This is a genomic window from Paludisphaera soli (genome assembly GCF_011064595.1).
GTDB lineage: Bacteria > Planctomycetota > Planctomycetia > Isosphaerales > Isosphaeraceae > Paludisphaera > Paludisphaera soli.
In genome coordinates this window covers 97,467-120,461 of the sequence record NZ_JAALJI010000019.1, presented here as the reverse complement: position 1 = coordinate 120,461, position 22,995 = coordinate 97,467, and the positions used below count along the sequence as shown (strand labels likewise).

Genomic DNA, 22,995 nt, shown 5'->3' with positions numbered 1-22,995 from the left:
CGCCGCCGGTCGAGAAGCGGCACCCTCGTCCCGACCCGGGGCGCGAGGGGAAGGGACCTCGCAGCCGGCCGGATCAGGGCTTCTTGAGCGTGATGTTCTTGTACCAGCAGTTCTGGCCGTGGTCCTGGAAGCCGAGGTAGCCGGTCCTGGGGAGCTTCTCGATGGCGACGTTCGAGAACTTGTGCTGGGAGCCGTCGGGACGCTTGCCGGGCTCCTTGAACTCGTCGAGGTTGATCGTGGAGACCTCGGTCCCGTTGATCGCGACGGCGATGTGGGCGCCCTTGGCGGTGATGGTCACGTGGTTCCACTCGCCGGCCGGCTTCTGGGCGTTGGACTTCGGCTTCACCAGGTCGTAGAACGCGCCCGAGTCGTGATAGCCCTGGCCGGTGGTGTCGTCGAGGGCGATCTCCAGGCCCGTGTAGACCGGGTTCTTCAGGTCGCCGACGCGGAGGAAGACGCCCGAGTTGCAGCCCTGGCTGAGCTTGTAGTCGAAGTCGAGCACGAAATCGCCGTGCGGCTTCTCGTGGACGACGATGTAGCTGCCGGTGCCGTGGGGGTTGATCGCGCCTTCCTGGACGAAGTCGGCGGGCAGGGGCTTGCCGTCGGTCAGGATCCAGCCCTTGGGCGTGGAGCCGTCGAAGATCGGCTTGGCCTCGTCCGCGCCGCGGGCGAGGGCGGGGAGGACGAGCGTCGCGAGGGCCGCGACGGCCAGGAGCGTCGGCTTGCGGAGCGTCATGGTGGTGGCTCGTGGGGCAGGGGGGAGGGAAGGCGAGGGGCCGCCACCCCTTTGCGGCGGCCTCGGTTCCGGCTAACGTATCATGCGACGGCCCCGAATCCATCCCGCCGGCCTCCCCGTGCCGATTTCGAGGCCCCGCGCGGACGCCCCCCCGCCCGATCGACCGATCCCCGGAGCCCCCCATGGACCGGATCCTCCGCCGCCGCGACGCGCTGCGGGCCCAGCTCGCCGCGAAGAAGCTCGACGCCCTGCTCGTGGTCGCCCCCACGAACGTCGCCTACCTGACCGGGTTCACCGGCGACTCGTCGTACCTGCTCCTCGGCCGCGACCGCGACCTGATCGTCTCCGACGGCCGGTTCACCACCCAGCTCGAGCAGGAATGCCCGGGCCTGGAGGCCCACATCCGGCCCAACGTGCAGAGCCTGAACAAGGCCGTCGCCGAGGTGGCGACCAGGCTCGGCGTCGGCTCGCTCGGGTTCGAGGCCGCGCACCTGAGCGTGGCCGACTGGGAGGCCCTCAAGGGCGAGCTGACCGGGACGAGCCTCGCCGCCACGACCGAGCTGGTCGAGACGCTTCGGGCCGTGAAGGACGACGACGAAGTGGCCCGGATCCGCGAGGCCGTCGCCATCGCCCAGGACGCCTTCCTGAAGCTGAAAGGGGAGTTGCGCGCCGGCGGGCCGGCGACCGAGAAGGACGCGGCCGACCGCCTGGAGGCGCACATGCGAGCGCTGGGGGCGACGGGGACGAGCTTCCCGACGATCGTGGCCGTCGGCCGGCGGGCGGCCTTGCCCCACGCCCGGCCGACGGCCGAGACCCGGATCGGCGACGACGATTTCGTCCTGATCGACTGGGGGGCCTGCCGCCGATCCTACAAGAGCGACTTGACGCGGGTGGTGGTTACCGGTAAGGTCACTCCGGAATTTGAAAGGGTCTATCGCCTCGTCCTGGCGGCCCAGGAACGGGCCATCGCGGCGATCCGGCCCGGGGCCTGCGCCCAAGACGTCGACGCCGAAGCCCGCTCGTTCCTCGAGCAAGCGGGATTCGGCCGTTTTTTTGACCACGGGCTGGGCCACGGGATCGGCATGGACGTCCACGAGGGGCCTCGGCTGCGACGGGAATCGCCGACGATCCTGGAGCCGGGCATGGTGGTGACCGTTGAGCCGGGGATCTACCTCCCCGAGTGGGGCGGCGTCCGCATCGAGGACGACGTGCTGGTCACCCCGGACGGCCATGAGGTCCTGTCCAGCCTCCCCAAGGGGCTCGACGCGGTCCGGGCCTGATCGCCCAGGCGAGACGTGGCCCCCCGCCCGTCCCGTACTCCCGACGAAAACAGCGGAAGCGACGATCCCGCGGCGCAACGGCCCTCCGGCCGAAGGCCGCCGCGACCACGATACGGCCGAAGAGGAGCGGAGCGAAGGCACATGGGCGAACAGGGTCCCGAAGGCAAGGGCGGCGAGCCGCTGGACGTGAAGAAGGTCCACTACCTCGTCCGTCTGATGAAGCAGTACGACCTGAGCGACCTGGAGGTGACGGACGGCCCGTACCGGGTCCACCTCCAGCGCCGCGGGGCGGAAGCCGCCGCCGCGCCGGCGTTCGCCCCGGCCTATCCGCCGGCCGCCTACGCCCCGCCGCCGTCGGCCCCGGCCGCCGCCGCGCCCCGGCCCGAGCCGGCCGCCGAGGCCCACTCCGGGCCCAAGACCATCGTGATCGAGAGCCCGATGGTCGGCACGTATTACTCGTCGGGCTCGCCGGACTCGCCGCCGTTCGTCTCGATCGGGACCGCCGTCCAGCCCTCGACGACCCTCTGCATCATCGAGGCGATGAAGGTCTTCACCGACATCCCCGCCGGCGTCTCGGGGACCATCTCCGAGATCCTCGTCAAGAGCGGACAGCCGGTCGAGTTCGGCCAGCCCATGTTCCGCGTCATCCCCGCCTGACCCGCCCGGGCCGCGTCGATCCCGAGATGTCCGTGATCCCAGGGCGGCCCCGGCCGCCGAGTCGAGGTGGTGAAGTCCGATGTTTCAGAGGATACTGGTCGCCAATCGCGGCGAGATCGCCCTCCGGGTCATCCGGGCCTGCAAGGAGCTGGGCGTCGAGGTCGTCGCCGTCTATTCCCAGGCCGATCGCGACGCCCCCTACCTGGAGCTGGCCGACCGCGCCATCTGCATCGGCAAGGCGCCCTCCGCCGACAGCTACCTGAACATCCCCCGGCTGATCGCCGCCGCCGAGGTCGCCGACGTCCAGGCGATCCACCCCGGCTACGGGTTCCTCTCGGAGAACCCCCAGTTCGCCGAGATCTGCCGGAGCTGCAACTTCGAGTTCATCGGCCCGCCGCACGAGGCCATCCGCAAGATGGGCCTCAAGACCGAGGCCAAGGTCATCGCCGCCCAGGCGAAGGTCGCCAGCGTCCCCGGCTCCGACGGGGCCGTCGCCGACGAGGCCGAGGCCGTCCGCCTCGCCAAGGTCATCGGCTTCCCAGTCCTCATCAAGGCGGCGGCCGGCGGCGGCGGCAAGGGGATGCGCGTCTGCCGCGACGAGGCCTCGCTCCCCTCGTCGATCCAGGCCGCCCGCAACGAGGCCCAGGCCGCGTTCAAGAACCCGTCGATCTACCTCGAGAAGTACATCGACCGCCCTCGCCACGTCGAGGTCCAGATCCTCGCCGACCACCACGGCAACGTCGTCCACTGCTGGGACCGCGACTGCTCGCTCCAGCGCCGGCACCAGAAGCTCGTCGAGGAGGCCGCCGCCCAGCTCCCGCTGGAGGTCCGCGTCAAGCTCGGCGAGGCCGCCGTCCGCCTGGCCAAGGCCGTCGGCTACACCAACGCCGGCACCTGCGAGTTCCTCGTCGACGCCCAGGACAATTTCTACTTCATCGAGGTCAACGCCCGGATCCAGGTCGAGCACCCGGTCACCGAGGAGATCACCGGCATCGACCTGGTGAAGCAGCAGATCCGCGTCGCCGCCGGCGAGCCCCTGCCGTTCCGCCAGGAAGACGTGAAGTCCGAGGGCCACGCCATCGAGGTCCGGATCAACTCCGAGGACCCCGACCACGACTTCCGCCCCTCCGCCGGCCGCATCACCGCGTTGAACGTCCCCGGCGGACCCGGCGTCCGCTGGGACTCCCACATCCGCGCCGGCTACAGCATCCCCCCCAACTACGACTCCCTCGTCGGCAAGCTCATCGTCCACGCCCCCACCCGCCCCGAGGCCATCGCCCGGATGCGAAGGGCCCTCGACGAGCTGTCCATCGAGGGCATCAAGACCACCATCCCCCTCCACCAGCGCATCTTCCGCCACAAGGACTTCATCGACGGCAACGTCGACACCACCTGGGTCGAACGCGTCCTCATGCCGCCGAAGCCCCAGGCCTGAGCCGGGGACGGGCGGCGGGAGTCATGCCCGTCGCCGACGCCGCGCGAGGCCCGCGACCCCCGCGGCCCCCGTCGCGGCGAGGGCCAGCGAGGCGGGCTCCGGGACCGCCGGGCCCGCCACGACGCTGGAGCTGAACTCGCTGCGGTCGGCCGGCGCGAGGAGGATCAGCGAGCCCGCCGTCGTCTCCAACGGCGGATTTGGCGCGAAGATCGTGTCGCCCTCGAACGGCCCATCCGCCGTCGCCAGGTCGTAGCTCGCCAGCCCGCGCGAAGCGACGCCGAGGATCGGGCTCAGCGACGGCCCGTAGAGGAATCCGACCCCGCCGGCGTCCTGGTCCAGGCCGACCACCAGGCCCGTCAGCTCGAAGGAGGCGGCAGGGAAGCCGTCGATGATCACCGAGTTCGCGAAGAGTTGCAGGTTGAAGATGCCCGGCGACGGGCTGACGATCTGCGACGTGTCGCCGTATCCGACGATCAGGAGCGACCGGTCGGCGAAATCCCGGCCCCCCAGGCTGCCCGAAGCGGTCGTCCGCAGCGTGTACTGGATGTATTCCGCATCGGCACGCCCGGCGTCCGCCAGCACGAGCGCGAGGCCCAGGATCATGGCCGCCGACCTCATCGCCATCGCTCCCCGCCGCTCCGAGGCGGCGACACTGGTGGGTCTGTCGCGAAGAACCAGAAGGACCCCCATGCTCGCCCGGCCCGGCGGGACATGCAAGCGGGTCGGCGGGACCGCCCGACGCGTGTCGTCTTCGCGGAACATGGCCCGGCCGACGGCGACCGACGGGCCCATCGCCTGAAAACCGCAAGGTGGAGCTTCCCGTCACGGTCGGCCGTCGTCCTCCGCCCGGTCTCGGCTTGCCCGCCCCCGCGCCCCTTTGGGATCATCGGACTCTTTCGCATGATCCTCCCCGGGGACGCGCCGATGAGACTCACGATCACCCTCTGCCTCCTCGCCGTCGCCTCCCAGGCCGAGGCGGCCGGCGTCACCTACCACCTCATCAGCTACGCCGCCGACCAGGATGGCGCGACGTTGTCGGGCTACTTCACGCTCCGACCCGAGCCCGACGACTCCGACTTCTCCACGGACGACGTCCTCGATTGGAGCGTGACCATCTCGCAGGGGGGCGCCTCCTACACGACGGGCGTGAGCGACCCCTCTTCGCTGCTCACCCCGGTGGGCAACATCAGGCGCACGGCGGCCGGGCTGACCATCGCCCCCGGCCAGGGCGGCCTCCTGATCCAGAGCGACGCCGTCTTGCTCAGCTACTCGCGGCTGGGGGCCGACGAGTACTCGGGCGGGTTCGGCCCCTTCGGCTGGGACGTCAAATCGCCGTCGATGGGTGGGACCGACCCGTGGGTCATCGCCCGGACGCTGGGGGCCCCCGCGGTCCCCGAGCCCTCGACGCTGACGCTCGGCGGCATCGCGGCCGCTTGCGCCGGGGCCGGATGGTCGCGGCGGCGATCGGCGGCGTGAAGGCCGCTCGTCCGGCTTACGATCCCTCGGCCCTCCCGGCGGGGCGGGACCGGCTGGCCCGAGGCGGGCGGGCGCGGTAGCTTCCAGGGTGTGCGTGGTCCGGGACGGCACGTCCCCGATGCCGCCGCCTCACCCCAAGGGAGCCCGACGATGCGCCTCGGCCGACTCTCCTTCGCGGCCGTCCTGGTCGTCCACCTTGCGGCCTTCGGGCTTGCCGCCGCCCAGGCCCCCGACGACCAGCCCTGGCTGAAGCCCTACGACGGGCCTTCGCGGTCGGACGTGGACGCGACGACGCTCGACGGCAAGGTGCTCTGCGGCTATCAGGGGTGGTTCAACACTCCTTGCGACGGCTCGGGGTTCGGGTTCGTGCACTGGGGGGAGGGGCTGGAGCGGCCGGACGAGGGGCGGTTCACGATCGATATGTGGCCGGACGTCTCGGAGTATGCGGCCGAGGACCTTTGCGAGGTCCCCGGCCTGCGGATGCCCGACGGCTCGCCCGCTAGGCTCTACAGCGGATTCTCGAAAGGGCCGACGCTCGTCCATACGCGCTGGATGCGCGAGTACGGGCTCGACGGCGTCTTCCTGAGCCGGTTCGTCGGCGAGGCGGCGAACCCGGACCGAGCCCGGCACGTCAACCGCGTGCTGGCGAACGTGCGCGAGGGGTGTCACCGCGAGGGGCGGGTCTGGGCGATGATGCTCGACCTCTCCACCGGCCGCCGCGGCGACGCGAAGATGGTGATGGACGACTGGAAGTTCCTCTGCGATCGCGTCAAGATCCGCGAGGACTCCCGGTATCTCCACCACCGGGGCAAGCCCGTCGTCCTGCTCTGGGGCCTGGGGTTCAAGGACCGGCCCTGGAGCGTCGAACAGGCGAAGGAACTGATCGCCTTCTTCCGAGACGACCCGAAATACGGCGGCGTTTACCTGATCGGCGGCGTCGACGCCCACTGGCGGACCCTGCGCGGGGACTCGCGGAAGGACGCCGACTGGGCCGAGGTCTATCGCTCGTTCGACGCCATCAGCCCCTGGGACGCCGGCCGCTACCACGACGACGCCTCGATGGACCGCATCCGCCGCGAGGTCTGGGAGCCGGACCTGGCCGAGCTGAAGGCCGCCGGCAAGGGATACATTCCCACCGCCTTCGCCGGCTTCTCCTGGGACAACCTCCAACGCAAGTCCCCCGGGACCACCGTCATCCCGCGCCGGGGGGGCGCCTTCTACTGGCGGCAATTCGCCACGTTCCGCGACCTCGGCGTCCGCACGGCGTTCGTCGGCATGTTCGACGAGGTCGACGAGGGGACCGCTATCTACAAGCTCGCCGACACGCTCCCCGTCGGCCGCCACTTCCTGGGCGCCGAAGGGCTCCCCGCCGACCACTACCTCCGCCTCACCGGCGAGGCCGCTCGGATGATCCGGGGCGAGACGCCGCTCTCCTGGACGATGCCCGCCGACCCGTCGCCGAGGGGCCGAGGAGCCGGGTCGGGGCGATGACGAGCGGACGTCGCCCTACTCGCGGGGACGGCTGACGATGACCGCCCAGCCGCCGTTCGGGGTGAGGGTGACGTTGTCGACCGCGAAGCCCTCCGCCGCGGCCTCTTCGATCGCCTTGAAGCACTCGCCGGGGAGCGACTTGGCGTCGTAACGACGGCCGTCGATCAGCACGCTGGCCCCCCCGCCCGGCGCCAGGGCGACGGCCCGAATCGGCCCCCGTTCGACGAAAGCACGGATGCGACCCTCGAAGTCGCCGCCCGGCCCGATGTTGGTGAAGACGCCGCCGCGATCCGAGGTCACGACCCAGGAGTCGTCCTTGCCGTAAGAGACCGCCAGGAGCTTGCCCCCCTCCGCCAGTTCCTCCTGCCGCTGCAGGCATCCCTGGGGCACCCCGACGTTGCTGTTGCGGAAGGCCCGATCCGTGAACAGGGTCCATCCTCCCGCGTGGGTGAAGGCGAAGTTCAGGATCCGGTGGCCCTGCTGGACGCAGGTCCGCAGCTCGGCGTCGAATCCAGGGGGCGTCCCATCCATGGCGATGCGCCCATCGCCGGAGACGACGGCCCACCCGCCGTTCGGGGCGACCGCGAAGGCCTGAATGCCCGACGCGCCGAAGAGCTGGAGATGCTCGAAAGCCCCCCTGGGGATGTTCGCGGCCCGGAACTGCGACGGCCCCTCGGCCGTCGCCGCGGGGGCGAGGACCAACGAGCCAAGGATGGCGAGCGAGGCGATCCGACGCGAGAGACTTCGTCCCGGATGCATGTCACGGCTCCGTAGACCCGAATGCATGATTTCGACCCGAATGCAATCATTCCATACTTTAGCAACCGCGGCAACCGTCGATTGGACCGAGGGCCGGATTTCCTCATGATGGGCCCGCGTCGTCCTCCTGCGCGGAGGCCCGACGCGCGGCCGGTGCGAATGGTGCGGGCTCGCGGATCCCCATCGCCGTTCCGCCCCGGCGGATGGTCGGCTCGGGCGGGGCGGAGCCGTCGCCGGGGGTCGGTCGATGGCGGCCGCCCCGACCGGCTTGAACGTCATGATCCGGGCGGGCGGGCGCCGGGTCTCGGAAGGCGGGACCGGCGTCGCGGTCGGCCTCTTACTCTTCCTCCCCGATGTGGGAGAACAGCGCGTTGAGGCCCCGCGCCAGGGTGGGGTGGGCGAACATATCATCGCGCAGGCGTTGGTAGGTGAGTCCGCCCATCATCGCCAGCTGGATCATCGACATGATCTCGCCCCCCTCGACCCCCAGGGCGGTGCAGCCCAGGATAAGGTCGGAGTCGGCGTCGATCACCGCCTTGAGGACGCCGCGAGCCTCGCCGACCTCGACGGCCCGCGCCACCTCGGTCATCGGCATCTTCGCGATCCGCACCCGATGCCCGGCCTCGCGCGCCTCGCGCTCGGTCATACCGACCCGGCCGAACTGCGGGTCGGTGAAGACGGTGAAGGGGACCAGCCGGCCGGCGGTCGTGCGGCCGGCGTTGCGCAGCAGGTTCTCGCGGAGGATCTGGTTGTCGTTGTGGGCGACGTGGGTGAACGCCGGGCCGCCGTTCACGTCGCCGACGGCGTACACGCCGGGCGCGTTGGTCTGGAGCCGCTCGTCGACCGGGATGAAGCCGCGATCATCCGCATGGATCCCGGCCGCCTGCAGGTTCAGCCCGTCGGTGACCGGCGTCCGCCCGACGGCGAGCAGCAAGTGCGAGCCCGCCAGCTCCCGATCCCGGCCTTCCTCGCGGACGGTCAGCCGCACGTCGCCCTCGCCCCCCGCGACCTGCGTCGCCTCCGCGTTCGAGACGATGGCGACGCCGTCCTCGCGGAGGACCTCGGCGAGCGCCTCGGCCATGTCGGGGTCCTCGCGACGCAGCAACCGCCCGCCCCGGTGGATGAGCGTCACCCGGGCGCCGAACCGCCGGAACATCTGGGCGAACTCGACGCCGATGTACCCGCCCCCCAGCACCAGCAGATGCTCCGGCGTGGATTCGAGCTGCAGGATCGTCGTCGAGGTGAGAGGCGTGACGGAGTTCAGCCCCGGCAGGTCCGGCCGCGCCGGGCGGCAGCCGACGTCGATGACGACGATCTCGCCGGAGAGCCGACGCACGCCTCCGCCGTTGAGCTGGACCCGAACCGTGCGAGGGCCTTCGAACGCGCCCTCCCCGCGGATCAGATCCAGCCCGTCCGTAGCTTCCAGCTGCTTTTCGCTCCCAGTGCGGAACCGCTCCACGAGGGCCTGCGTTCGCGCCCGCACCTCGGCGAGTTCCACGCGCGCCTCGCCGCAATGCACCCCGAACTCGCCCGCGCGACGGGCCAGGTACGCCACCCGCGCGCTCGCCGCCATCGTCTTGGTCGGCGTGCAGCCGACGTTGACGCACGTCCCGCCGATCTCCCCCCGCTCGACCAGCGCCACGCGCCGCCCGGCCTTCGACAGCGACCGGGCCAGGGGGTTGTTCGCCTGCCCCGCCCCGAGCAAAACCACGTCGAACGCTTCCGAAGACTCGGCCATCTGATCCCGCTCCCACGATCGGCGCCAGGGGTGATTCGCGACGGCCGATCGTTGGCAAAATCCGCGCCGTCGTGGACCGACCGGCCGGCGTCAGGATGCAGGACTGGTCGACGGGATCGTCTCGGTCGGCCCGCCGGGGAGGGGGGGGCCGGGGTCGATCGCGGGGGCCTCGCCTGCGAGGGTCTCGCGGACCCAGCGGACGAACTGGCCGTCCTTGAGGTAGCGGTCGAAGTCCTTGCCGGGGCAGGTCGTCTGGCCCGACGCGGCGTCCTTGTGCCCACGGACCGTCGCCGGGTCGATGGCGAAGCGGTCGCAGAGCCAGGCCGTCAGCTTGACGCACGAGGCGATCTGGCGCGGGTCGGGGCGCTGGGTTTCGAAGCTCCCCATCATCTCGACCCCGACGTTCCCCGCCAGCGGGTACTTGGTGTTGGACTCGGGCTCGTACTCCAGCGGACGGCCCTCGAAGATCCGGCCGTCCGGGGCGATCAGGAAGTGGTAGGGGAGGTCGGGCCACCCCTTGTCCCGCTGCCCCCAGGACTGCATGTTCCGCACGAAGACCTCGGGCGCGACCTTGGCGGTCCAGACCACCCCGGCGTGATGGATCGTCACGAACTTCGGCGTCTGCTTGCGCGAATCCGGGATCGGCTGGGGCTTCGACCCCCACTCCGTCGCCGCGACGATCTCCGGCCTGGCGGTGAGAGCCTTCAGCCCGGACTCGTCGTCCGCGACGATCAACCCGGCGAGGACGGCGACGACGATCGGCGCTCTCATGGCGAAGCGAACTCCCGAGGACGGATCGAAAAGGCGTCGCAGAAGGACGCCACACCTGTCGCGATTATCGACCGACGAGCGTCGGCCCGCAAGCTCCAGGAGGGCTCATCAAGGCCGGCCGGCCGGCGGCGCGTCCGGCGGGCGCATCGCGGCCGTCGGCCCCGTCGATCGATGCGATGAGGTGGTGGGACGTCTCGCCCAGACGTCCTCGGCGGCCGTCAAGTCCTCGATGTCGGCGAGATCGGTCTCGAAGGCCCGATGGGCGAGCTGTCTCGCCTCGTAGAATGGCGGAATTGCGACACCGGACGGGAAGCGAGTCGGAAGGAAACAGGAACTCGGAATCAGGCCCTGACGAGAGGCATCCGCGGATGTTGGAAGGTCTGGACGCACTGGACTGGTCGATCCTGACGCATGCTCATGGCCCTGCCACGGACGTGCCGGAACTGCTCCGGTCGCTGCTGTCCGAGGACCCGGACGTGCGGCTCCAGGCGTTCGCGGCCTTGAGCGAGACGATCTGGCATCAGGGCACCGTATACCCCGCCTCGGCCGCCGCCGTCCCGTTCCTGTTCGAGTTGCTCACTCGCCCCGGCCTGCACGATCCGGGCTGGGCCGCCTCCCTGCTGGGCTGCATTGCGACCGGAGAGGGTTGGCTCCAGTACGGGCTTCGCGTCGACGGTGAGCCGTCGTTGCGAAGGAGGCTCGCCAGGAGGGGCCGATCGTTGGAGGAAGCGGTGGACGAGGAGCGGGCGGTGATGGAAGCGATCCACCGCGATGTCGCCGCGGGGCTGGAACACTTGCTCCCCTTTTTGAGCGACCGAGAGGGACTGGGCTCCCTCGTGGCGGAAACCCTCGGCCTTTTCCCCGAGCACGCGTCGTGGTCGGTTCCGGCGATCGACGCGGCGCTTGCGTCGGAGCCCGACGAGTCGGTCCGGGAAGTTCTGCAGGAGAACAAGGCACGCCTGACCAACCGCTGAAGCGGCCCCGGCCCGCCGCGGCGCTTTGCGGTAGACTCGAAGGGCGCTCGGGCGGGGTGGTCCGCTGAGCTTTTTCGTTCAACGGCGAAGGGAGCCGAGATGGAGCCAATCCTCATCGCGAACGAACTGGCACTCGCCCGAGCCCATGTCGCGTTCCCGGTCGTCATCGAACTGGAGCGACGGATCCCGGAATGGCTGATTCGCCTCTCGACAGAGCCCGGAGTCAGGGAGTTCGAGGCGAAATACGGGGTGGAGATGCCCGATTCACTGCATCACTACTACAGGTCGACCCGGCTGATCTGTCTGTTGCAGGCGGCCTGGGGCGTTGATGTCTTCCTCGAAGACATGAATAACGACGACCCACCCGGGTTGGAGTACTGGAACACCAAGCCGCACGTGGTGATCGGCTACTTTCCAAACGGCGACACACTCTGCGGCGCCGAGCTCACCGGCGATCGTCAGTACATGTACTGGGAGGGCTTCTCCGAGGGCCGAGAACCTGACACGACGCTTTCGGAGTGGGTGTGTAACGCCGCGAGCCGGTTGCTCCCGTGAGTACGGAAGTGGCCCGTAGGCGGGTCCTACATCCGGCGGTCGTGAATCCGCCGCCCAAGCTCTCGCCGCAACGGCCCCGGGGCGGGGGCCGGCAGATGGGCGGGTAGGATCCGACGCCGGAACAGATCGTCGAGTGGGCATTGTCATCCGGGCGGAGCGGGAACTCCGCCGAACCTCGCACGGCATCGGAATCACCCCGCCGCGTCGTCTGCCGGTACAATCAAAGGTCGCACGGGCGGGTCGTTTGCTCAGCGTTTTCGTTCGGCGACGGAGGGCAGCGCGGTCATGAGCGCGTTTCAGGACAGCTTCCAACCCGATCCGGAATGGGACGGCTCGCGGCGACTCTGGCGGACTGCCAAGCCGCTGTTCCGGGACGCAGTTGTCGCGGTCGCCCCGCCGTACCCCGAGTACCCGAAGCTGAAGGTCGCCAAGGCCCGCGGGCCGGGTACCGACCCGAGTTGCCCGTCCGCCCGCGTCGCGAGTCCAGAGGTCGAGGTCGCGATGTATGCCGCCAGCGGCGACGGGTTCGACGGCTTTCAGGAGCGGGCGTGGGATTTCATCCTCGCCAACGCCGCCGCGATCGAGATCGCCCTGCGCCGCAAGCTGTTCGCCTGGCACAAGAAGTCGTTGGCGCAGTTCCGCGACGAAGACTTGCCGCACATCAAGCCGTTGCAGAAGTATTGGAAGGATATCGAGCGGCAGGTGCCGGTCGAAGAGCCGTCGGCGATCGACCACCTGTTCAAACTGGTCGGCATCGGCCTGGCCGACAGCGGGCTGGACGAGTGCGGGTTCAGCTCGTTCGAGTTCCAGACCGGCTGGGACCGGGACCACGGCCTCGGCGTCCTGATGCACAGGGATCGCGTGCTGGCGGCCGGGGGGATGACCGAACTGATCAGCGGCCCCCGCGTCGTGGACGGGGCCAGGGTCGTGCAGTCCTACGAGCTGGACGACGGCGACTTCTCCCTCCCGGCCCCGTAGCGGCGCGGGCCGACCCCAGCCTCGACGCTCGCCATCGGTTCCCAACAGGCTCCAGTCCCTCCGCAGGCTGCACGTTTTCGGTCCCGGCGGGTGGCCGCCTCGACCGGGGCGTGATAGGGTCGAGGTTGAGGGAGCCGTCGACGTCGGACGGGCCCCGGCGTCGCGGACTGGACTCGTGCGGACGGACGGCGACCCATGAAAGTCGGCTTGTTGACGGGGGGCGGGGACTGTCCCGGCTTGAACGCCGTGATCCGGGCGGTCGTGCGCCGGGTCTCGGACGCGGGCGGGACGTGCGTGGGGGTCCTGGAGGGCTGGCGGGGGCTGATCCGGGGGACCTTCCGGCCGCTGGACCCGCGCGAGGTCGAGCCGCTGATCGGGCGGGGCGGGACGCTGCTCGGCTCGTCGCGCACCAACCCTTACAAGAACCCCGACGCCGACGTCCCTCGGGTCCGCCAGAACCTGCTGGAGGCCGGGATCGATGCGCTGGTGGTCGTGGGCGGGGACGACACGCTGGGGGTGGCGGCGAGGCTGGTGAACGACTTCCAGATGCCGATCGTCGGCGTCCCCAAGACGATCGACAACGACCTGATGCTGGCGGACTTCTCGTTCGGGTTCGATACGGCGGTGAACGTCGTGGTCGAGGCGGTCGAGCGGCTCCGCACCACGGCCGAGAGCCACCGCCGCGTGATCGTGGTGGAGACGATGGGCCGCAACACGGGCTGGCTCGCCTGCTTCGCCGGGATGGCCGTGGGGGCGGACTACGTGCTCGTCCCCGAGGTCCCCATCGACGTCCCCCACCTGGTCGCCGCCCTCAAGCGTGTGCGAGGCTCGGCGAAGAACCACGCCATCGTGGTCGTCGCCGAGGGGGCCCGCTACCTCGACGCCGACCCGCCCGTCCTCGACGCCGAGGCGTTCGGCCACCCACGGACCGGCGGGATCGGGGCCCTGATCGCCGACGTCATCGACCGCCAGCTCCGCGTCGAGACCCGCACCGTCGTCCTGGGCCACCTCCAGCGCGGGGGGGCACCCACCGCCCACGACCGGGTCCTCGCCACCCGGATGGGCCTCGCCGCCGCCGAACTCGTCCTCCGCCGCCGTTTCGGGACCGTCCTCACCCTGCGCGGCTCGCAGATCGCCGACGTCCCCCTCGACTCCGCCGCCCTCGCCACCCGCTCCCTCGACCTCGCCTTCTACCAGGACGCCGCCGCCTTTTTCTACTGAGGCGCGACGCCGAGACGGATTCCTGCGCCCGAGGACGACGCAATTCGGTCCAGCCGGGCTCGCCGCCCCCGGATGATGATTCGCGGGGTGCCGAACCCCCATTCGCCATTCCGGTGGCATGGTCACTCTGGAAGGGCTCGCGCGCCGAGCGAGGGGTCGCCCGCGTCCGCTGCGATGGGCGTTCGGCCCGATCCCAGGACGGCTCGCCGCGAGCCGCGCCCCGAGACGAGGCGAAGCGCGCCGAACGAACCCAATCCCTGGAGCCGAGATTCATGGTTAAATGGATATCTGGAAACGACTTGCGTCCGATGGCTTCGTTCTACGCCGCGCCGAACGAACCCAATCCGGCGCTCTCACGCGGCGAGCGAGCGCCGCACGCGAAAGACGCCGAACGAAGCCAATCGTCGAGTCCGTTCGAAGCCCTCCAATAGCAGGGGTTTAGGGCGCAAAAAGCCCGCCGGAAGGGCGGCGAAGGAACCCAAAACGAAGCCGATTCCCGGGCTGAAGGCCGGGGTCAGGGCGGGGATGGGGCCGGGGCGGGGGCGGCGTCGGATTTGGGGTTGATGGGATTCTCGGGGCGGGATTATAACCGGAAATCGAATCCTTGCATCGACGTGTTCAGGCGGGGGGCGGGCCGATCGGTCGTCCCCGACCCGCCTTCGAGACGCGGCGACTCTAGCTGGCAGGACAAGGGCGTCATGGCCGAAGAAGCGGGCTCGAAGGCGGGCTGTCACGTGGACCTGACGGGCCAGACGGCCCTGGTGACGGGGGCCTCGCGGGGCATCGGCCGCGCCATCGCGGTGAAGCTGGCGGCCTGCGGGGCGCGGGTGGTCGGCGTCGCCCGGTCGCTCGAGGCGCTGGAGGGGACGCTGGAGGCGATCCGCGCCGCCGGCGGCGAGGCCGAGGGCTACGCGGCCGACGTCTCCTCGGCCGAGGACGTCAAGCGGGTCGTCGACGACGTCGAGGCGAAATATCAGAAGATCCACGTCCTGGTCAATAACGCCGGAGTCACCAAGGACGGCCTGATGCTGCGGATGGAGGACGACGCCTGGGACGATGTGATGAACATCAACCTGAAGGGCACGTTCCTCTTCTGCCGGGCGGTCGGCGCGGTGATGATGCGCGGCCGTTACGGCCGGATCATCAACATCAGCAGCGTGTCGGGCATCCGGGGGAATCCGGGGCAGGCGAACTACTCGGCGAGCAAGGCCGGCGTGATCGGCCTGAGCCAGACGATCGCCCGCGAGCTGGCCTCGCGGGGGATCACCGTCAACGTGGTGGCGCCGGGCTTCATCACGACCGACATGACCGACGTGCTGCCGGACAAGATCAAGGCGGAGGTTAAGGAACGGATCCCCCTGAAGCGGCTGGGCGCGCCCGAGGACATCGCCGAGATGGTGGCGTTCTTCAGCGGGCCGGCGTCGAGCTACGTGACGGGCCAGGTGGTGGCCGTCGACGGCGGCATGACCGTCTGACCGCCGGGGCGGATTCGCTGCAGAAACCCTGGCCGAATACCGATGGGGGGATTAGCCTGGTAAGGGTCGCGCCGTCCGCAGGGGATCTCGGGATCGCCCGGCCCGCCGGATGGACAAGGCCCCGGGGCCATGCTATTTTACTCGATCGAACGACGGAATCGGGACTCGGCGGGGAGGCTTTCGACCCGAAAGAGGACCCGCCGGCGCGTGGCCGGCCCGGGGGGCATCTGCTCCTCGTCGCCGCCCTCGGACGGGGCCGACGCCCCGAGCCCGACCGGTCGGCCCCGCCTCGTACTCCCCGCCCCCCCCAAGGGCCGTGCGGGAAGTTCGCGATCGTGACAGACACCCTTTACCCGAATCTTGACACCTGCGTCCCCAAAGCTTGCGCCCCGGCACGGGCGATGGACGGCCAGGCTCGAATACTCGAATCGTCTCCAAACAGGAGGTCCGCCCGTGTCCGTGGAAGAGCGCGTGATCGAAATCGTCAGCGAGCAGATGGGTGTGTCGAAGGATCAGGTCAGCAAGGAGACGTCGTTCGTCAACGACCTCGGCGCCGACTCGTTGGACACCGTCGAACTGGTCATGGAGTTCGAGGAAGAGTTCGACATCACCATCCCTGACGACGAGGCCGAGAAGATCCAGACCGTGGGCCAGGCGATCGATTACATCGAGCAGCACGCGCACGCCAAGTGACCCCGGCCGGCCCGCGCGGCCAAGCCGCGCCCGCCCCATTCGGCGGGCGGCCCCGCCGCGCCGCCGTCCCGGGCCCGCACGTCGAGCCGTCGGTCCGTCCGTAACGCCTAGCCAATATTGGGACGAGAAGATCAATCATGGGAGAGCCGCGACGCGTCGTCATCACCGGCATGGGGGTGGTCACGTCGCTGGGTGAGACTCTGGACCGGTTCTGGGAGGCGCTCTGCGCCGGCCGGAGCGGGGTCGGACCGCTGACCCTGTTCGACACGACGGAATTCAAGGTGCACTTCGGCGGCCAGGTCCGCGACTGGGACGGCGCGGCGCGGTTCGGCGTGAAGGAGGCCCGGCACCTGGACCGGTTCGCCCAGTTCGCGCTGGCGGCTTCCGAGGCCGCCGTGGCCGACTCGGGGATCGACTTCGCCCAGCTCCCGCCGGAGAACTGCGGGGTGATGATCGGCTCGGGCATCGGCGGCCTGAACGAGTTCGAAGCCCAGCACTCGGTCTGCATGCAGAAGGGCCCCTCGCGGATCAGCCCGTTCACCATCCCCAAGCTGATGGTCAACGCCGGCAGCGGCCAGGTCTCGATCCGATGGGGGCTGCGGGGGCCGATCTCGGCCATCGCGACCGCCTGCGCCTCGGCCTCCAACGCGATGGGCGACTCGCTGAAGCTCATCCAGTGCGGCGACGCCGACGTGATCATCACCGGCGGCAGCGAGGCCGCGATCACCCACATGGGCCTCGGCGGCTTCGCCGCGATGCGGGCCCTCTCGACCCGCAACGACGACCCCCAGCGCGCCAGCCGGCCGTTCGACCGCGACCGCGACGGCTTCGTCCTGGCCGAGGGCGCCGGCATCCTGATCTTCGAGGCCGAAGAGGTCGCCCGCGCCCGCGGGGCCCGGATCTACGCCGAGGTCCTCGGCTACGGCACCGCCGGCGACGGCTACCACATCACCGCCCCCGACGAGCAGGGCCGCGGCGCCGCCCGCGCCATGAAGCGCTGCCTGGCCGACGCCCGCGTCCCCGCGGACGCCGTCGACTACATCAACGCCCACGGCACCAGCACCCCGCTCGGCGACCTGGCCGAGACGGTGGCCATGAAGTCCGTGTTCGGCCCGCACGCCTCGCGACTGCAGATTTCCAGCACCAAGAGCCAGCTCGGCCACCTGCTCGGGGCCTCGGGCGGGGTCGAGCTGATCGCCTCGACCCTGGCGATCCACCGCGGCGTCCTGCCGCCGACGATCAACCTCGACGAGCCCGGCGAGGGCTGCGACCTCGACTACATCCCCAACGTCGCGCGGGAAGCCCGGGTGGACCACGTCATGTCCAACAGCTTCGGCTTCGGCGGCCACAACGCCAGCCTGCTCGTGGGCCGCTACGAGCCTTCGCGCCGGGCCTGACCCGTTCGCAACTCGGGAACGCAGAAGGCCCGGGGTTTCCCCCCGGGCCTTCGCCTGCGCGGACGCAGCTCGGCCGGACCGGTCAGTCCAGGTCGAAATCGACTTCCAGGACGCCGCCGGAGGAGAGGTCGACCTGTACCTCGCTGTTACGGCTGTAGCGGGCCGGGATCTCCTCCTTGAGTTCGAGGTCCTCGCCGCGCTGGCGGGCCTTCAGCATCCGCTCCATGTCGTCGCTGTGGATGCTGCTGAACTCGACCACGTACCGCGCCGGGACCAGGCCGAACTCCGCGGGGACCTCGTAGCGTCCGTTGTTGACGTAACCCCCGAAACACTTGGGGTTCTCGGCGTCGACCGAGAGGAAGCGAACGGTTCCCTTGGCCAGCGGCTTGCCCTCGAAACGGATGGAACCGGAGAGCCCCTGGACGGACTCGCCGCCGAATCCCGAGTAGTCGTAAACCATATAGCCGAGGCCGAGCAACGTGGCCAATCCCAGGACGGTTTCGAATCGTGAGAACTTCATTGAGTCGGCTCCATGCACGAGGGCTCCGGAACAAACGGCCGGGCGGCCGCAGGCGGAGCGTTGAGGAGGGTGGGGCGGGATGGACGCGTCGACGCGTCCGGGGGAATGCGGAGGTTGAGGCGGGGTTGCCGACCGGTGACGGGCGGGCGATTCCTGTCCCCACCCGGGCGGTTGGCTGAGATCGTTACGTCATCATTGTGGCGTCCCACATAGTATATCGGCGCGGCGGGGCCGTCGCCAGTGGGAAAGTCGTCCCGACCGCGACTACCCCGTCGATCAATCGGGGACGCCGGTCAGGCGGAAGTTCTCGCTGGAGACGCTGTAACGGGGGCCCAGGACCTCGCGCGACCGTCGCAGGAGCCAGTGTCCGCAGGGGACGAGCAGCGGGCGGACCAGGACCGCGTCGATCGTGATGCCGACCACCAGGGCGAAGCCCAGCTGGCGGAGCGAGCCCAGCGGGCTGAACAGGAACGAGGCGAAGCTGCAGGCGGTGATCGCCGCGGCCGACGTGATCAGGCCGCCGGTCTGGCCGATGGCCCGGATGATCCCCCCCCGGAACCCGTGGCCGGCCGTCTCCTCGTGCAGGCGGGTCATCAGGAAGACGTTGTAGTCCACCCCCACCGCCACCAGCAGGACGAACAGGAAGTAGGGGACCTTCCAGTCCAGGCCGCCGCCCCCCATCAGGTTGACGAACACCAGGTGCGTGGCCCCCAGGGCGAAGCCGTAGGTCAGGACCATCGTGGCGACCAGGTTGAAGCAGGCCAGGGGGTCCCGCAGGGCGATCATCAGGACCAGGAAGACCCCGATCGGGACGATGAACCAGCTCTGCACCTGGTCGGCGCGGGTGAGCCTGCGGACGTCGGCCGACTCGGCGTTGGCCCCGGCGACCGCGGCCGTGACGCGGATCCCCTCGTACTCGCCCAGGTAGTCCGCCAGCCGCTTGCGGATCGTCTCCACCTGATTCATCGCGCCGTCGGAGAAGATCCGGTCGGCGAGGGTCACGTCGATCCGGGCGTGGTGCCCGTCCTCGGTGATGTACGCGGCGAAGCTCTCCAGTAGCTCGGGGTTCTCCTTCACGGTCTCCGGCGTGATCAGGAGACGGTCCAGGGCCCGGCGGCCGAGCGGGTCGGTCAGGATCGCGCTGACCTCGCGATGCGCCTGTTCCGCCCCCTTGGCGATCTGGCCGGCACCCTCGGCGGCGCGGGTCAGCTCGCGGAGGAGGGTCTGCGCGGGCTTCTCGGGTGGCGACGGGGTCGGCGTCGGCGTCGCGGCGGGATCGGGGGCCGGCTTCGCGGCGGCCTCCGGCTTCGCGGCGTCCGGGTTCGGGAGAGGGGCGTCGCCGCCGACCAGCCGGACGGCGGCGTCGAGGAAGCCGGTCCCGGAGTCGACGCCCCGGCGGCGGACGCCCTCCTTGGCCCCCTGGACGACCAGCTGATTGAAGGCCGAGCCCAGGGCGGGGGTGTTCCAGGTGGAGGGGACGCCCTGCGACCAGAGCAGGGCGGCCGAGGCCGTGCGCAGGCCTTGCGAGACCGCCTCGGGCGACGGGGAGGACGACGCTTCAGCCGCCTCGGGCTGCGGCGCGGCGGGGGCGGGGGCTTCGGCGGACGGCTTCGGGGCGGCGGGCCCGCCGGAGATGTTCAGGCCCAGCTTCTCTTCGAGCCACAGCGCGGCGCGGAGCTTGGCGGCGCCGGCGTTGAGCCCCCGTTCCAGGCTGACGCTCCCCTCGGCCAGCTGCTTGAAGCCCGCGTTGACCTCGCCCAGCCGGGACGACAGCCGCGCCCGGTTGAGCGGCTCGGGGCTTCCCAGGGGCTGGGTGGCGGAGCGGACCTCCTCGTTCCGGCGCTGGTGCGAGAGGAGCCCGCTGACCTGATCGATCAGCGCGAGCCCCTCCGAGCTCCGGAAATCGACGTCGGCCGTCTCCAGGACGACGGTGAGCGGGGCCGCCATGCCAGGGTCGAACTTGGTCAGGATCAGCCTCAGGTTGTCGGACGATTCGGCCTCGCGGGGCATCTCGCTGAGCATGTCCATCACGAAGCGGGTCTGGGCGCCCACCGCGGCCAGGGGGATCATGGCCAGCAGGGTGATCGACCAGCTCCGCAGCGGCCGGGCCATCGCCTTGCGGCCGACCTTCTCCCAGAAGCCGTTGGAGGCGCTCCCGAACGACTCGAAGCAGGCCGGGCGGACCTTAGCCAGCAGCACCAGCAGCGAGGGGGTGAGCGTCAGGGTGGCCAGCAGCGAGATCGCCAGCCCCAGCGCCACGCTCGGCCCGGTGGTCGAGAAGAGCTTGAAGTTGGTCGTCCCCATCAGCATGAGGCCGATCATGATCGTCCCCGCGCTGGTGACCAGCGGGACGAACGACCGCGACAGCGTCATCCGCATCACGCCGGCCGGGTTGCGGGGGTTGAAGTGCTCCCCGAACCGCCAGGAGAGGAACAGGCAGAAGTCCGTCCCGGTGCCGAACAGGATCGCCACCAGGAACAGCTCCACCAGGGGTGAAATCTGCCAGCCGATCCCGTACATCCAAGCCAGGACGCCCCGCGCGATGATCAGGCTCGCCCCGATCGTGACGAGGGGTACCAGGGCCAGCCAGAACGAGCGGTAGACCGTCACCAGGACGATCAGCAGCAGGATCACGGTGACCACCGCCGCGCGGTCCAGCGAGACCTGGACCAGGTGCATGTAGTCCCGTCCGATCACCGCGTCGCCGGTCCAGCGGACCTGGAGTCCGGCCGCCTCGGGGGTCTGCGCCAGCAGCTCCTCGCCCCGCTCCTGGAGCCAGGCGACGGCCGCGTGGGTGGCCGGAGCCACGTTCGCCGTCCCGAGCGGGGCGAAGACCAGGGTGGTGGTGCCGTCTTCGCTGGTCAGACGCTCGGCGATCTCCCGCCGCGACTCCGGGCCCATGACGCGAAGGATCGTCGCCGGGCGGTCGGGATCCTCGATGCGGCGGGCGAGGGAGGCGGCGTAGCGGCGGTCGGCCTCGGTCAGCCCCTGGGGACGGTGGATCGCGGCGACGACCGTGCACTCGTACGCCTGGTCGCGCCACCATCGGAGGACCAGCTCGGCCGCGCGACGCGACTCGGCCTCGTCGCCCAGCAGCTTCGACTGCCCCTCGGCCGCGAGCCTCGTCAGGTTCGGCGCCGTCAGCCCCACGCCCGTCGCCAGGGCCAGCCAGGCCGCGACGACCCAGCTCGGTCGGCGGCTGGAGAACGTCCCGATCGATTCCAACAGCGGCATCACTCCCGACTCCTGGGGACAGCGTGGCTCCCTGCGCCGAACGTCCCGTCCCTTCATGGAAACCTCGTGCCGAGAGCGGCCGAGCGTCGCCTTCGCGGGCGGATCGTCATCCTCCGGGGCCCGGCTTCGGGTCCCCCGCGGGCCTCTTTCCCACCCTATCCTTTTATAGAGCGGCCGGTTAGTCCCGACAACCGGAATCCTCGGGCCCGACGGTCAATCGTCCGGCGCGGCCGACGGCGGCGACCCGCCCGCCGCCCCGGCGGGCTCGCGTCTCGGCCGGTGAGTATTACAGAAATCGACTCGCTCGCCTATGCTTGGATGCGACGCCCGGAAAATCCGATAGACCCAGCCCGGCCGGGGGTTGCTCAGGTTCTGCGTCTGCAGCTTCACGAACGCCGACGCCCCCGAATGGTTCATCCCCGTCAGCTCGATCGCGAACCGGTCCGCCTCGTGCTCCTGCGCCCGGCTGTAGGCCATCGCCGCCGGGTTCAGGGCCAGCATGGCGACCTGCACCAGCAGCAGGATCAACGGAGCCGACGCCGCGTCCGCCAGCGAATCGAAACCCAGGCGATCCCGGAACCGGGCGATCAACGCCGGCGCGGCCCGGTGCACGAAATACAGCCCGGCCAGCGTCAGGGTGAACGAGAGCAGGATCGACCGGACGACGTGGCCCAGGACGTAGTGGCCCATCTCGTGGGCCATCACGAACAGCACCTCGCGCCCGTTCAGCTTCTTCAGGAGTGTGTCCCAGAGCACGATCCGCTTGGAGCCCAGCAGGCCGGTGACGTAGGCGTTCACCGTCTCGGTGTCCACGCTCTTGTCCACCTCGAACACCCGCCCGGACTCGATACCCGCGCGGTCGGCCAGGTCGAGGATCGAGCGCTCCAGCGCCTTGTCCTTCATCGGCCCGAACTCGTTGAAGAGCGGGTCGATCCAGATCGGCATGACGAACGCCCCTACCAGCAAGAACGGGATCGAGCCCAGGGCCATGTACAGCCACCAGCGCCGGGGGCTGCGGCGGAGCAGGGCGTAGAGCCCCCAGGCGATCAGCACGCCCACTCCCATGTTCACTCCCAGGCCGATCGCCAGATTCCGGAACCACTTCGCGTTCGACTGGTTCGACAGCCCGTAGGCGTGCTGGCGGACGAACCCCAGGTAGTAGTCGAGCGGCAGCTCGATCAGGGCCGTGACCAGCAGATAGAGCGGTATGAAGACGGCGACCGTCCCCAACCAGCCCCGGCCGACCTTCGCCGCGACCGTCCGCAGCCGGGCCGAGAAGCCCGTGAAGACGATCAACGCCGGCAACGCCAACCCCCAGACCCGGTTGAACGCCCACCAGCCCATCCCGGTGCGGTAGTAGGTCATCGCCTTCTCGGAAGGCTCGGGGACGGCGACCGGCTCGGATTCGTCGACCTCCGCGACGGCCTCGGCCCGGGCGGGCGCGGGCACCGTCGGGGTTTCCTTGGCCCGCGCCGCGACGCTCATCGCGACCCCGATCAGGACGACCGCCGCGCCCCATCGCCAGACTCTCGCCATCGGCAGCCCTCGCATCAGTGAGCCGTCGCTTCCCGGAATCAACATGGTTCTATCATGCGACCTCGATGT

Annotated in this window: 20 protein-coding genes; 12 read left to right on the top strand and 8 right to left on the bottom strand. The window is 70.2% G+C overall.

Translation table 11 applies throughout. The annotated features are described in order from the left end of the window. Nucleotides 1-73 precede the first annotated feature (73 nt). The gene (locus tag G6O68_RS21550; protein WP_165250716.1) at nt 74-736 is read right to left on the bottom strand and encodes a 3-keto-disaccharide hydrolase; all 663 of its coding nucleotides are present in this window, start codon (nt 734-736) and stop codon (nt 74-76) included. A 182-nt stretch (nt 737-918) separates the two neighbouring features. Here G6O68_RS21550 and G6O68_RS21545 point away from each other — a divergent pair, with 182 nt between their 5' ends. The 3 genes from G6O68_RS21545 to accC all read left to right on the top strand — a co-directional run bounded on the left by G6O68_RS21545 (nt 919) and on the right by accC (nt 4,108). Next, nucleotides 919-2,016: a M24 family metallopeptidase gene (locus G6O68_RS21545; protein WP_165250715.1), complete on the top strand. Its 1,098-nt coding sequence runs from the start codon at nt 919-921 to the stop codon at nt 2,014-2,016. 141 nt (nt 2,017-2,157) lie between these two features. Next, nucleotides 2,158-2,673: an acetyl-CoA carboxylase biotin carboxyl carrier protein gene (gene accB, locus G6O68_RS21540; RefSeq protein WP_165250714.1), complete on the top strand. Its 516-nt coding sequence runs from the start codon at nt 2,158-2,160 to the stop codon at nt 2,671-2,673. Nucleotides 2,674-2,752: 79 nt separating this feature from the next. After that, nucleotides 2,753-4,108 (top strand): acetyl-CoA carboxylase biotin carboxylase subunit, encoded by a 1,356-nt coding sequence (gene accC / locus G6O68_RS21535; RefSeq protein ID WP_165250713.1) that lies wholly within the window; start codon nt 2,753-2,755, stop codon nt 4,106-4,108. Nucleotides 4,109-4,129: 21 nt separating this feature from the next. Here the strand turns inward: accC and G6O68_RS21530 are convergent, their stop codons facing one another. Next, a complete protein-coding gene (locus G6O68_RS21530; RefSeq protein ID WP_165250712.1) occupies nt 4,130-4,726 on the bottom strand; it encodes a PEP-CTERM sorting domain-containing protein in 597 nt (198 codons plus the stop codon). 306 nt (nt 4,727-5,032) lie between these two features. On the opposite strand from G6O68_RS21530, the gene G6O68_RS21525 reads away from it, so the two are divergent. Both G6O68_RS21525 and G6O68_RS21520 read left to right on the top strand, forming a co-directional pair. Then, on the top strand, nt 5,033-5,584 hold the full coding sequence (locus tag G6O68_RS21525; RefSeq protein ID WP_165250711.1) for a PEP-CTERM sorting domain-containing protein: 552 nt from the start codon (nt 5,033-5,035) through the stop codon (nt 5,582-5,584). Between the two features lie 150 nt (nt 5,585-5,734). Next, on the top strand, nt 5,735-7,075 hold the full coding sequence (locus G6O68_RS21520; protein WP_165250710.1) for a glycoside hydrolase family 71/99-like protein: 1,341 nt from the start codon (nt 5,735-5,737) through the stop codon (nt 7,073-7,075). Nucleotides 7,076-7,090: 15 nt separating this feature from the next. Here G6O68_RS21520 and G6O68_RS21515 read toward each other — a convergent pair whose 3' ends face one another. The 3 genes from G6O68_RS21515 to G6O68_RS21505 form a co-directional block, all read right to left on the bottom strand. Then, a complete protein-coding gene (locus G6O68_RS21515) occupies nt 7,091-7,834 on the bottom strand; it encodes a hypothetical protein (RefSeq protein ID WP_165250709.1) in 744 nt (247 codons plus the stop codon). A 337-nt stretch (nt 7,835-8,171) separates the two neighbouring features. Beyond that, a complete protein-coding gene (locus G6O68_RS21510; protein WP_165250708.1) occupies nt 8,172-9,572 on the bottom strand; it encodes a mercuric reductase in 1,401 nt (466 codons plus the stop codon). A gap of 90 nt (nt 9,573-9,662) precedes the next feature. After that, a complete protein-coding gene (locus G6O68_RS21505; protein ID WP_165250707.1) occupies nt 9,663-10,343 on the bottom strand; it encodes a peptidoglycan recognition protein family protein in 681 nt (226 codons plus the stop codon). 368 nt (nt 10,344-10,711) lie between these two features. Here G6O68_RS21505 and G6O68_RS21500 point away from each other — a divergent pair, with 368 nt between their 5' ends. The 7 genes from G6O68_RS21500 (at nt 10,712) to fabF (ending at nt 17,636) form a co-directional block, all read left to right on the top strand. After that, nucleotides 10,712-11,317 (top strand): hypothetical protein, encoded by a 606-nt coding sequence (locus G6O68_RS21500; protein ID WP_165250706.1) that lies wholly within the window; start codon nt 10,712-10,714, stop codon nt 11,315-11,317. Between the two features lie 99 nt (nt 11,318-11,416). After that, nucleotides 11,417-11,872 carry a hypothetical protein gene (locus G6O68_RS21495; RefSeq protein WP_165250705.1) on the top strand — a complete coding sequence of 152 codons (456 nt, stop codon included), beginning with the start codon at nt 11,417-11,419 and terminating at the stop codon, nt 11,870-11,872. Nucleotides 11,873-12,157: 285 nt separating this feature from the next. After that, nucleotides 12,158-12,850, top strand: coding sequence for a DUF6985 domain-containing protein (locus G6O68_RS21490; RefSeq protein WP_165250704.1), 693 nt, complete (start codon nt 12,158-12,160; stop codon nt 12,848-12,850). A 195-nt stretch (nt 12,851-13,045) separates the two neighbouring features. Then, on the top strand, nt 13,046-14,071 hold the full coding sequence (locus G6O68_RS21485) for a 6-phosphofructokinase (RefSeq protein ID WP_165250703.1): 1,026 nt from the start codon (nt 13,046-13,048) through the stop codon (nt 14,069-14,071). 698 nt (nt 14,072-14,769) lie between these two features. Then, nucleotides 14,770-15,546, top strand: coding sequence for a 3-oxoacyl-[acyl-carrier-protein] reductase (gene fabG, locus G6O68_RS21480; protein WP_165250702.1), 777 nt, complete (start codon nt 14,770-14,772; stop codon nt 15,544-15,546). Between the two features lie 453 nt (nt 15,547-15,999). Continuing rightward, nucleotides 16,000-16,239 carry an acyl carrier protein gene (acpP, locus tag G6O68_RS21475; RefSeq protein WP_082858282.1) on the top strand — a complete coding sequence of 80 codons (240 nt, stop codon included), beginning with the start codon at nt 16,000-16,002 and terminating at the stop codon, nt 16,237-16,239. Nucleotides 16,240-16,376: 137 nt separating this feature from the next. Next, the gene (gene fabF, locus G6O68_RS21470; protein ID WP_165250701.1) at nt 16,377-17,636 is read left to right on the top strand and encodes a beta-ketoacyl-ACP synthase II; all 1,260 of its coding nucleotides are present in this window, start codon (nt 16,377-16,379) and stop codon (nt 17,634-17,636) included. Nucleotides 17,637-17,718: 82 nt separating this feature from the next. On the opposite strand, the gene G6O68_RS21465 is transcribed toward fabF, so the two are convergent. The 3 genes from G6O68_RS21465 to G6O68_RS21455 form a co-directional block, all read right to left on the bottom strand. Continuing rightward, a complete protein-coding gene (locus tag G6O68_RS21465) occupies nt 17,719-18,156 on the bottom strand; it encodes a hypothetical protein (RefSeq protein ID WP_165250700.1) in 438 nt (145 codons plus the stop codon). Nucleotides 18,157-18,432: 276 nt separating this feature from the next. Further along, entirely contained in the window at nt 18,433-21,390 is a 2,958-nt protein-coding gene (locus tag G6O68_RS21460) for an MMPL family transporter (RefSeq protein WP_165250699.1), read from the bottom strand. Between the two features lie 213 nt (nt 21,391-21,603). Beyond that, nucleotides 21,604-22,926 carry a M48 family metallopeptidase gene (locus G6O68_RS21455; RefSeq protein WP_165250698.1) on the bottom strand — a complete coding sequence of 441 codons (1,323 nt, stop codon included), beginning with the start codon at nt 22,924-22,926 and terminating at the stop codon, nt 21,604-21,606. Nucleotides 22,927-22,995 lie beyond the last annotated feature (69 nt).

Coding starts and splice junctions, on each gene's coding strand:
- G6O68_RS21495 (WP_165250705.1), top strand. CDS start 11,417: ATGGAGCCAATCCTCATCGCGAACGAACTGGCACTCGCCCGAGCCCAT.
- G6O68_RS21550 (WP_165250716.1), bottom strand. CDS start 736: ATGACGCTCCGCAAGCCGACGCTCCTGGCCGTCGCGGCCCTCGCGACG.
- G6O68_RS21490 (WP_165250704.1), top strand. CDS start 12,158: ATGAGCGCGTTTCAGGACAGCTTCCAACCCGATCCGGAATGGGACGGC.
- G6O68_RS21485 (WP_165250703.1), top strand. CDS start 13,046: ATGAAAGTCGGCTTGTTGACGGGGGGCGGGGACTGTCCCGGCTTGAAC.
- G6O68_RS21505 (WP_165250707.1), bottom strand. CDS start 10,343: ATGAGAGCGCCGATCGTCGTCGCCGTCCTCGCCGGGTTGATCGTCGCG.
- G6O68_RS21460 (WP_165250699.1), bottom strand. CDS start 21,390: ATGCCGCTGTTGGAATCGATCGGGACGTTCTCCAGCCGCCGACCGAGC.
- G6O68_RS21545 (WP_165250715.1), top strand. CDS start 919: ATGGACCGGATCCTCCGCCGCCGCGACGCGCTGCGGGCCCAGCTCGCC.
- G6O68_RS21520 (WP_165250710.1), top strand. CDS start 5,735: ATGCGCCTCGGCCGACTCTCCTTCGCGGCCGTCCTGGTCGTCCACCTT.
- G6O68_RS21500 (WP_165250706.1), top strand. CDS start 10,712: ATGTTGGAAGGTCTGGACGCACTGGACTGGTCGATCCTGACGCATGCT.
- G6O68_RS21465 (WP_165250700.1), bottom strand. CDS start 18,156: ATGAAGTTCTCACGATTCGAAACCGTCCTGGGATTGGCCACGTTGCTC.
- G6O68_RS21510 (WP_165250708.1), bottom strand. CDS start 9,572: ATGGCCGAGTCTTCGGAAGCGTTCGACGTGGTTTTGCTCGGGGCGGGG.
- G6O68_RS21515 (WP_165250709.1), bottom strand. CDS start 7,834: ATGCATCCGGGACGAAGTCTCTCGCGTCGGATCGCCTCGCTCGCCATC.
- G6O68_RS21525 (WP_165250711.1), top strand. CDS start 5,033: ATGAGACTCACGATCACCCTCTGCCTCCTCGCCGTCGCCTCCCAGGCC.
- G6O68_RS21530 (WP_165250712.1), bottom strand. CDS start 4,726: ATGAGGTCGGCGGCCATGATCCTGGGCCTCGCGCTCGTGCTGGCGGAC.
- G6O68_RS21455 (WP_165250698.1), bottom strand. CDS start 22,926: ATGGCGAGAGTCTGGCGATGGGGCGCGGCGGTCGTCCTGATCGGGGTC.
- accC (WP_165250713.1), top strand. CDS start 2,753: ATGTTTCAGAGGATACTGGTCGCCAATCGCGGCGAGATCGCCCTCCGG.
- fabF (WP_165250701.1), top strand. CDS start 16,377: ATGGGAGAGCCGCGACGCGTCGTCATCACCGGCATGGGGGTGGTCACG.
- fabG (WP_165250702.1), top strand. CDS start 14,770: ATGGCCGAAGAAGCGGGCTCGAAGGCGGGCTGTCACGTGGACCTGACG.
- accB (WP_165250714.1), top strand. CDS start 2,158: ATGGGCGAACAGGGTCCCGAAGGCAAGGGCGGCGAGCCGCTGGACGTG.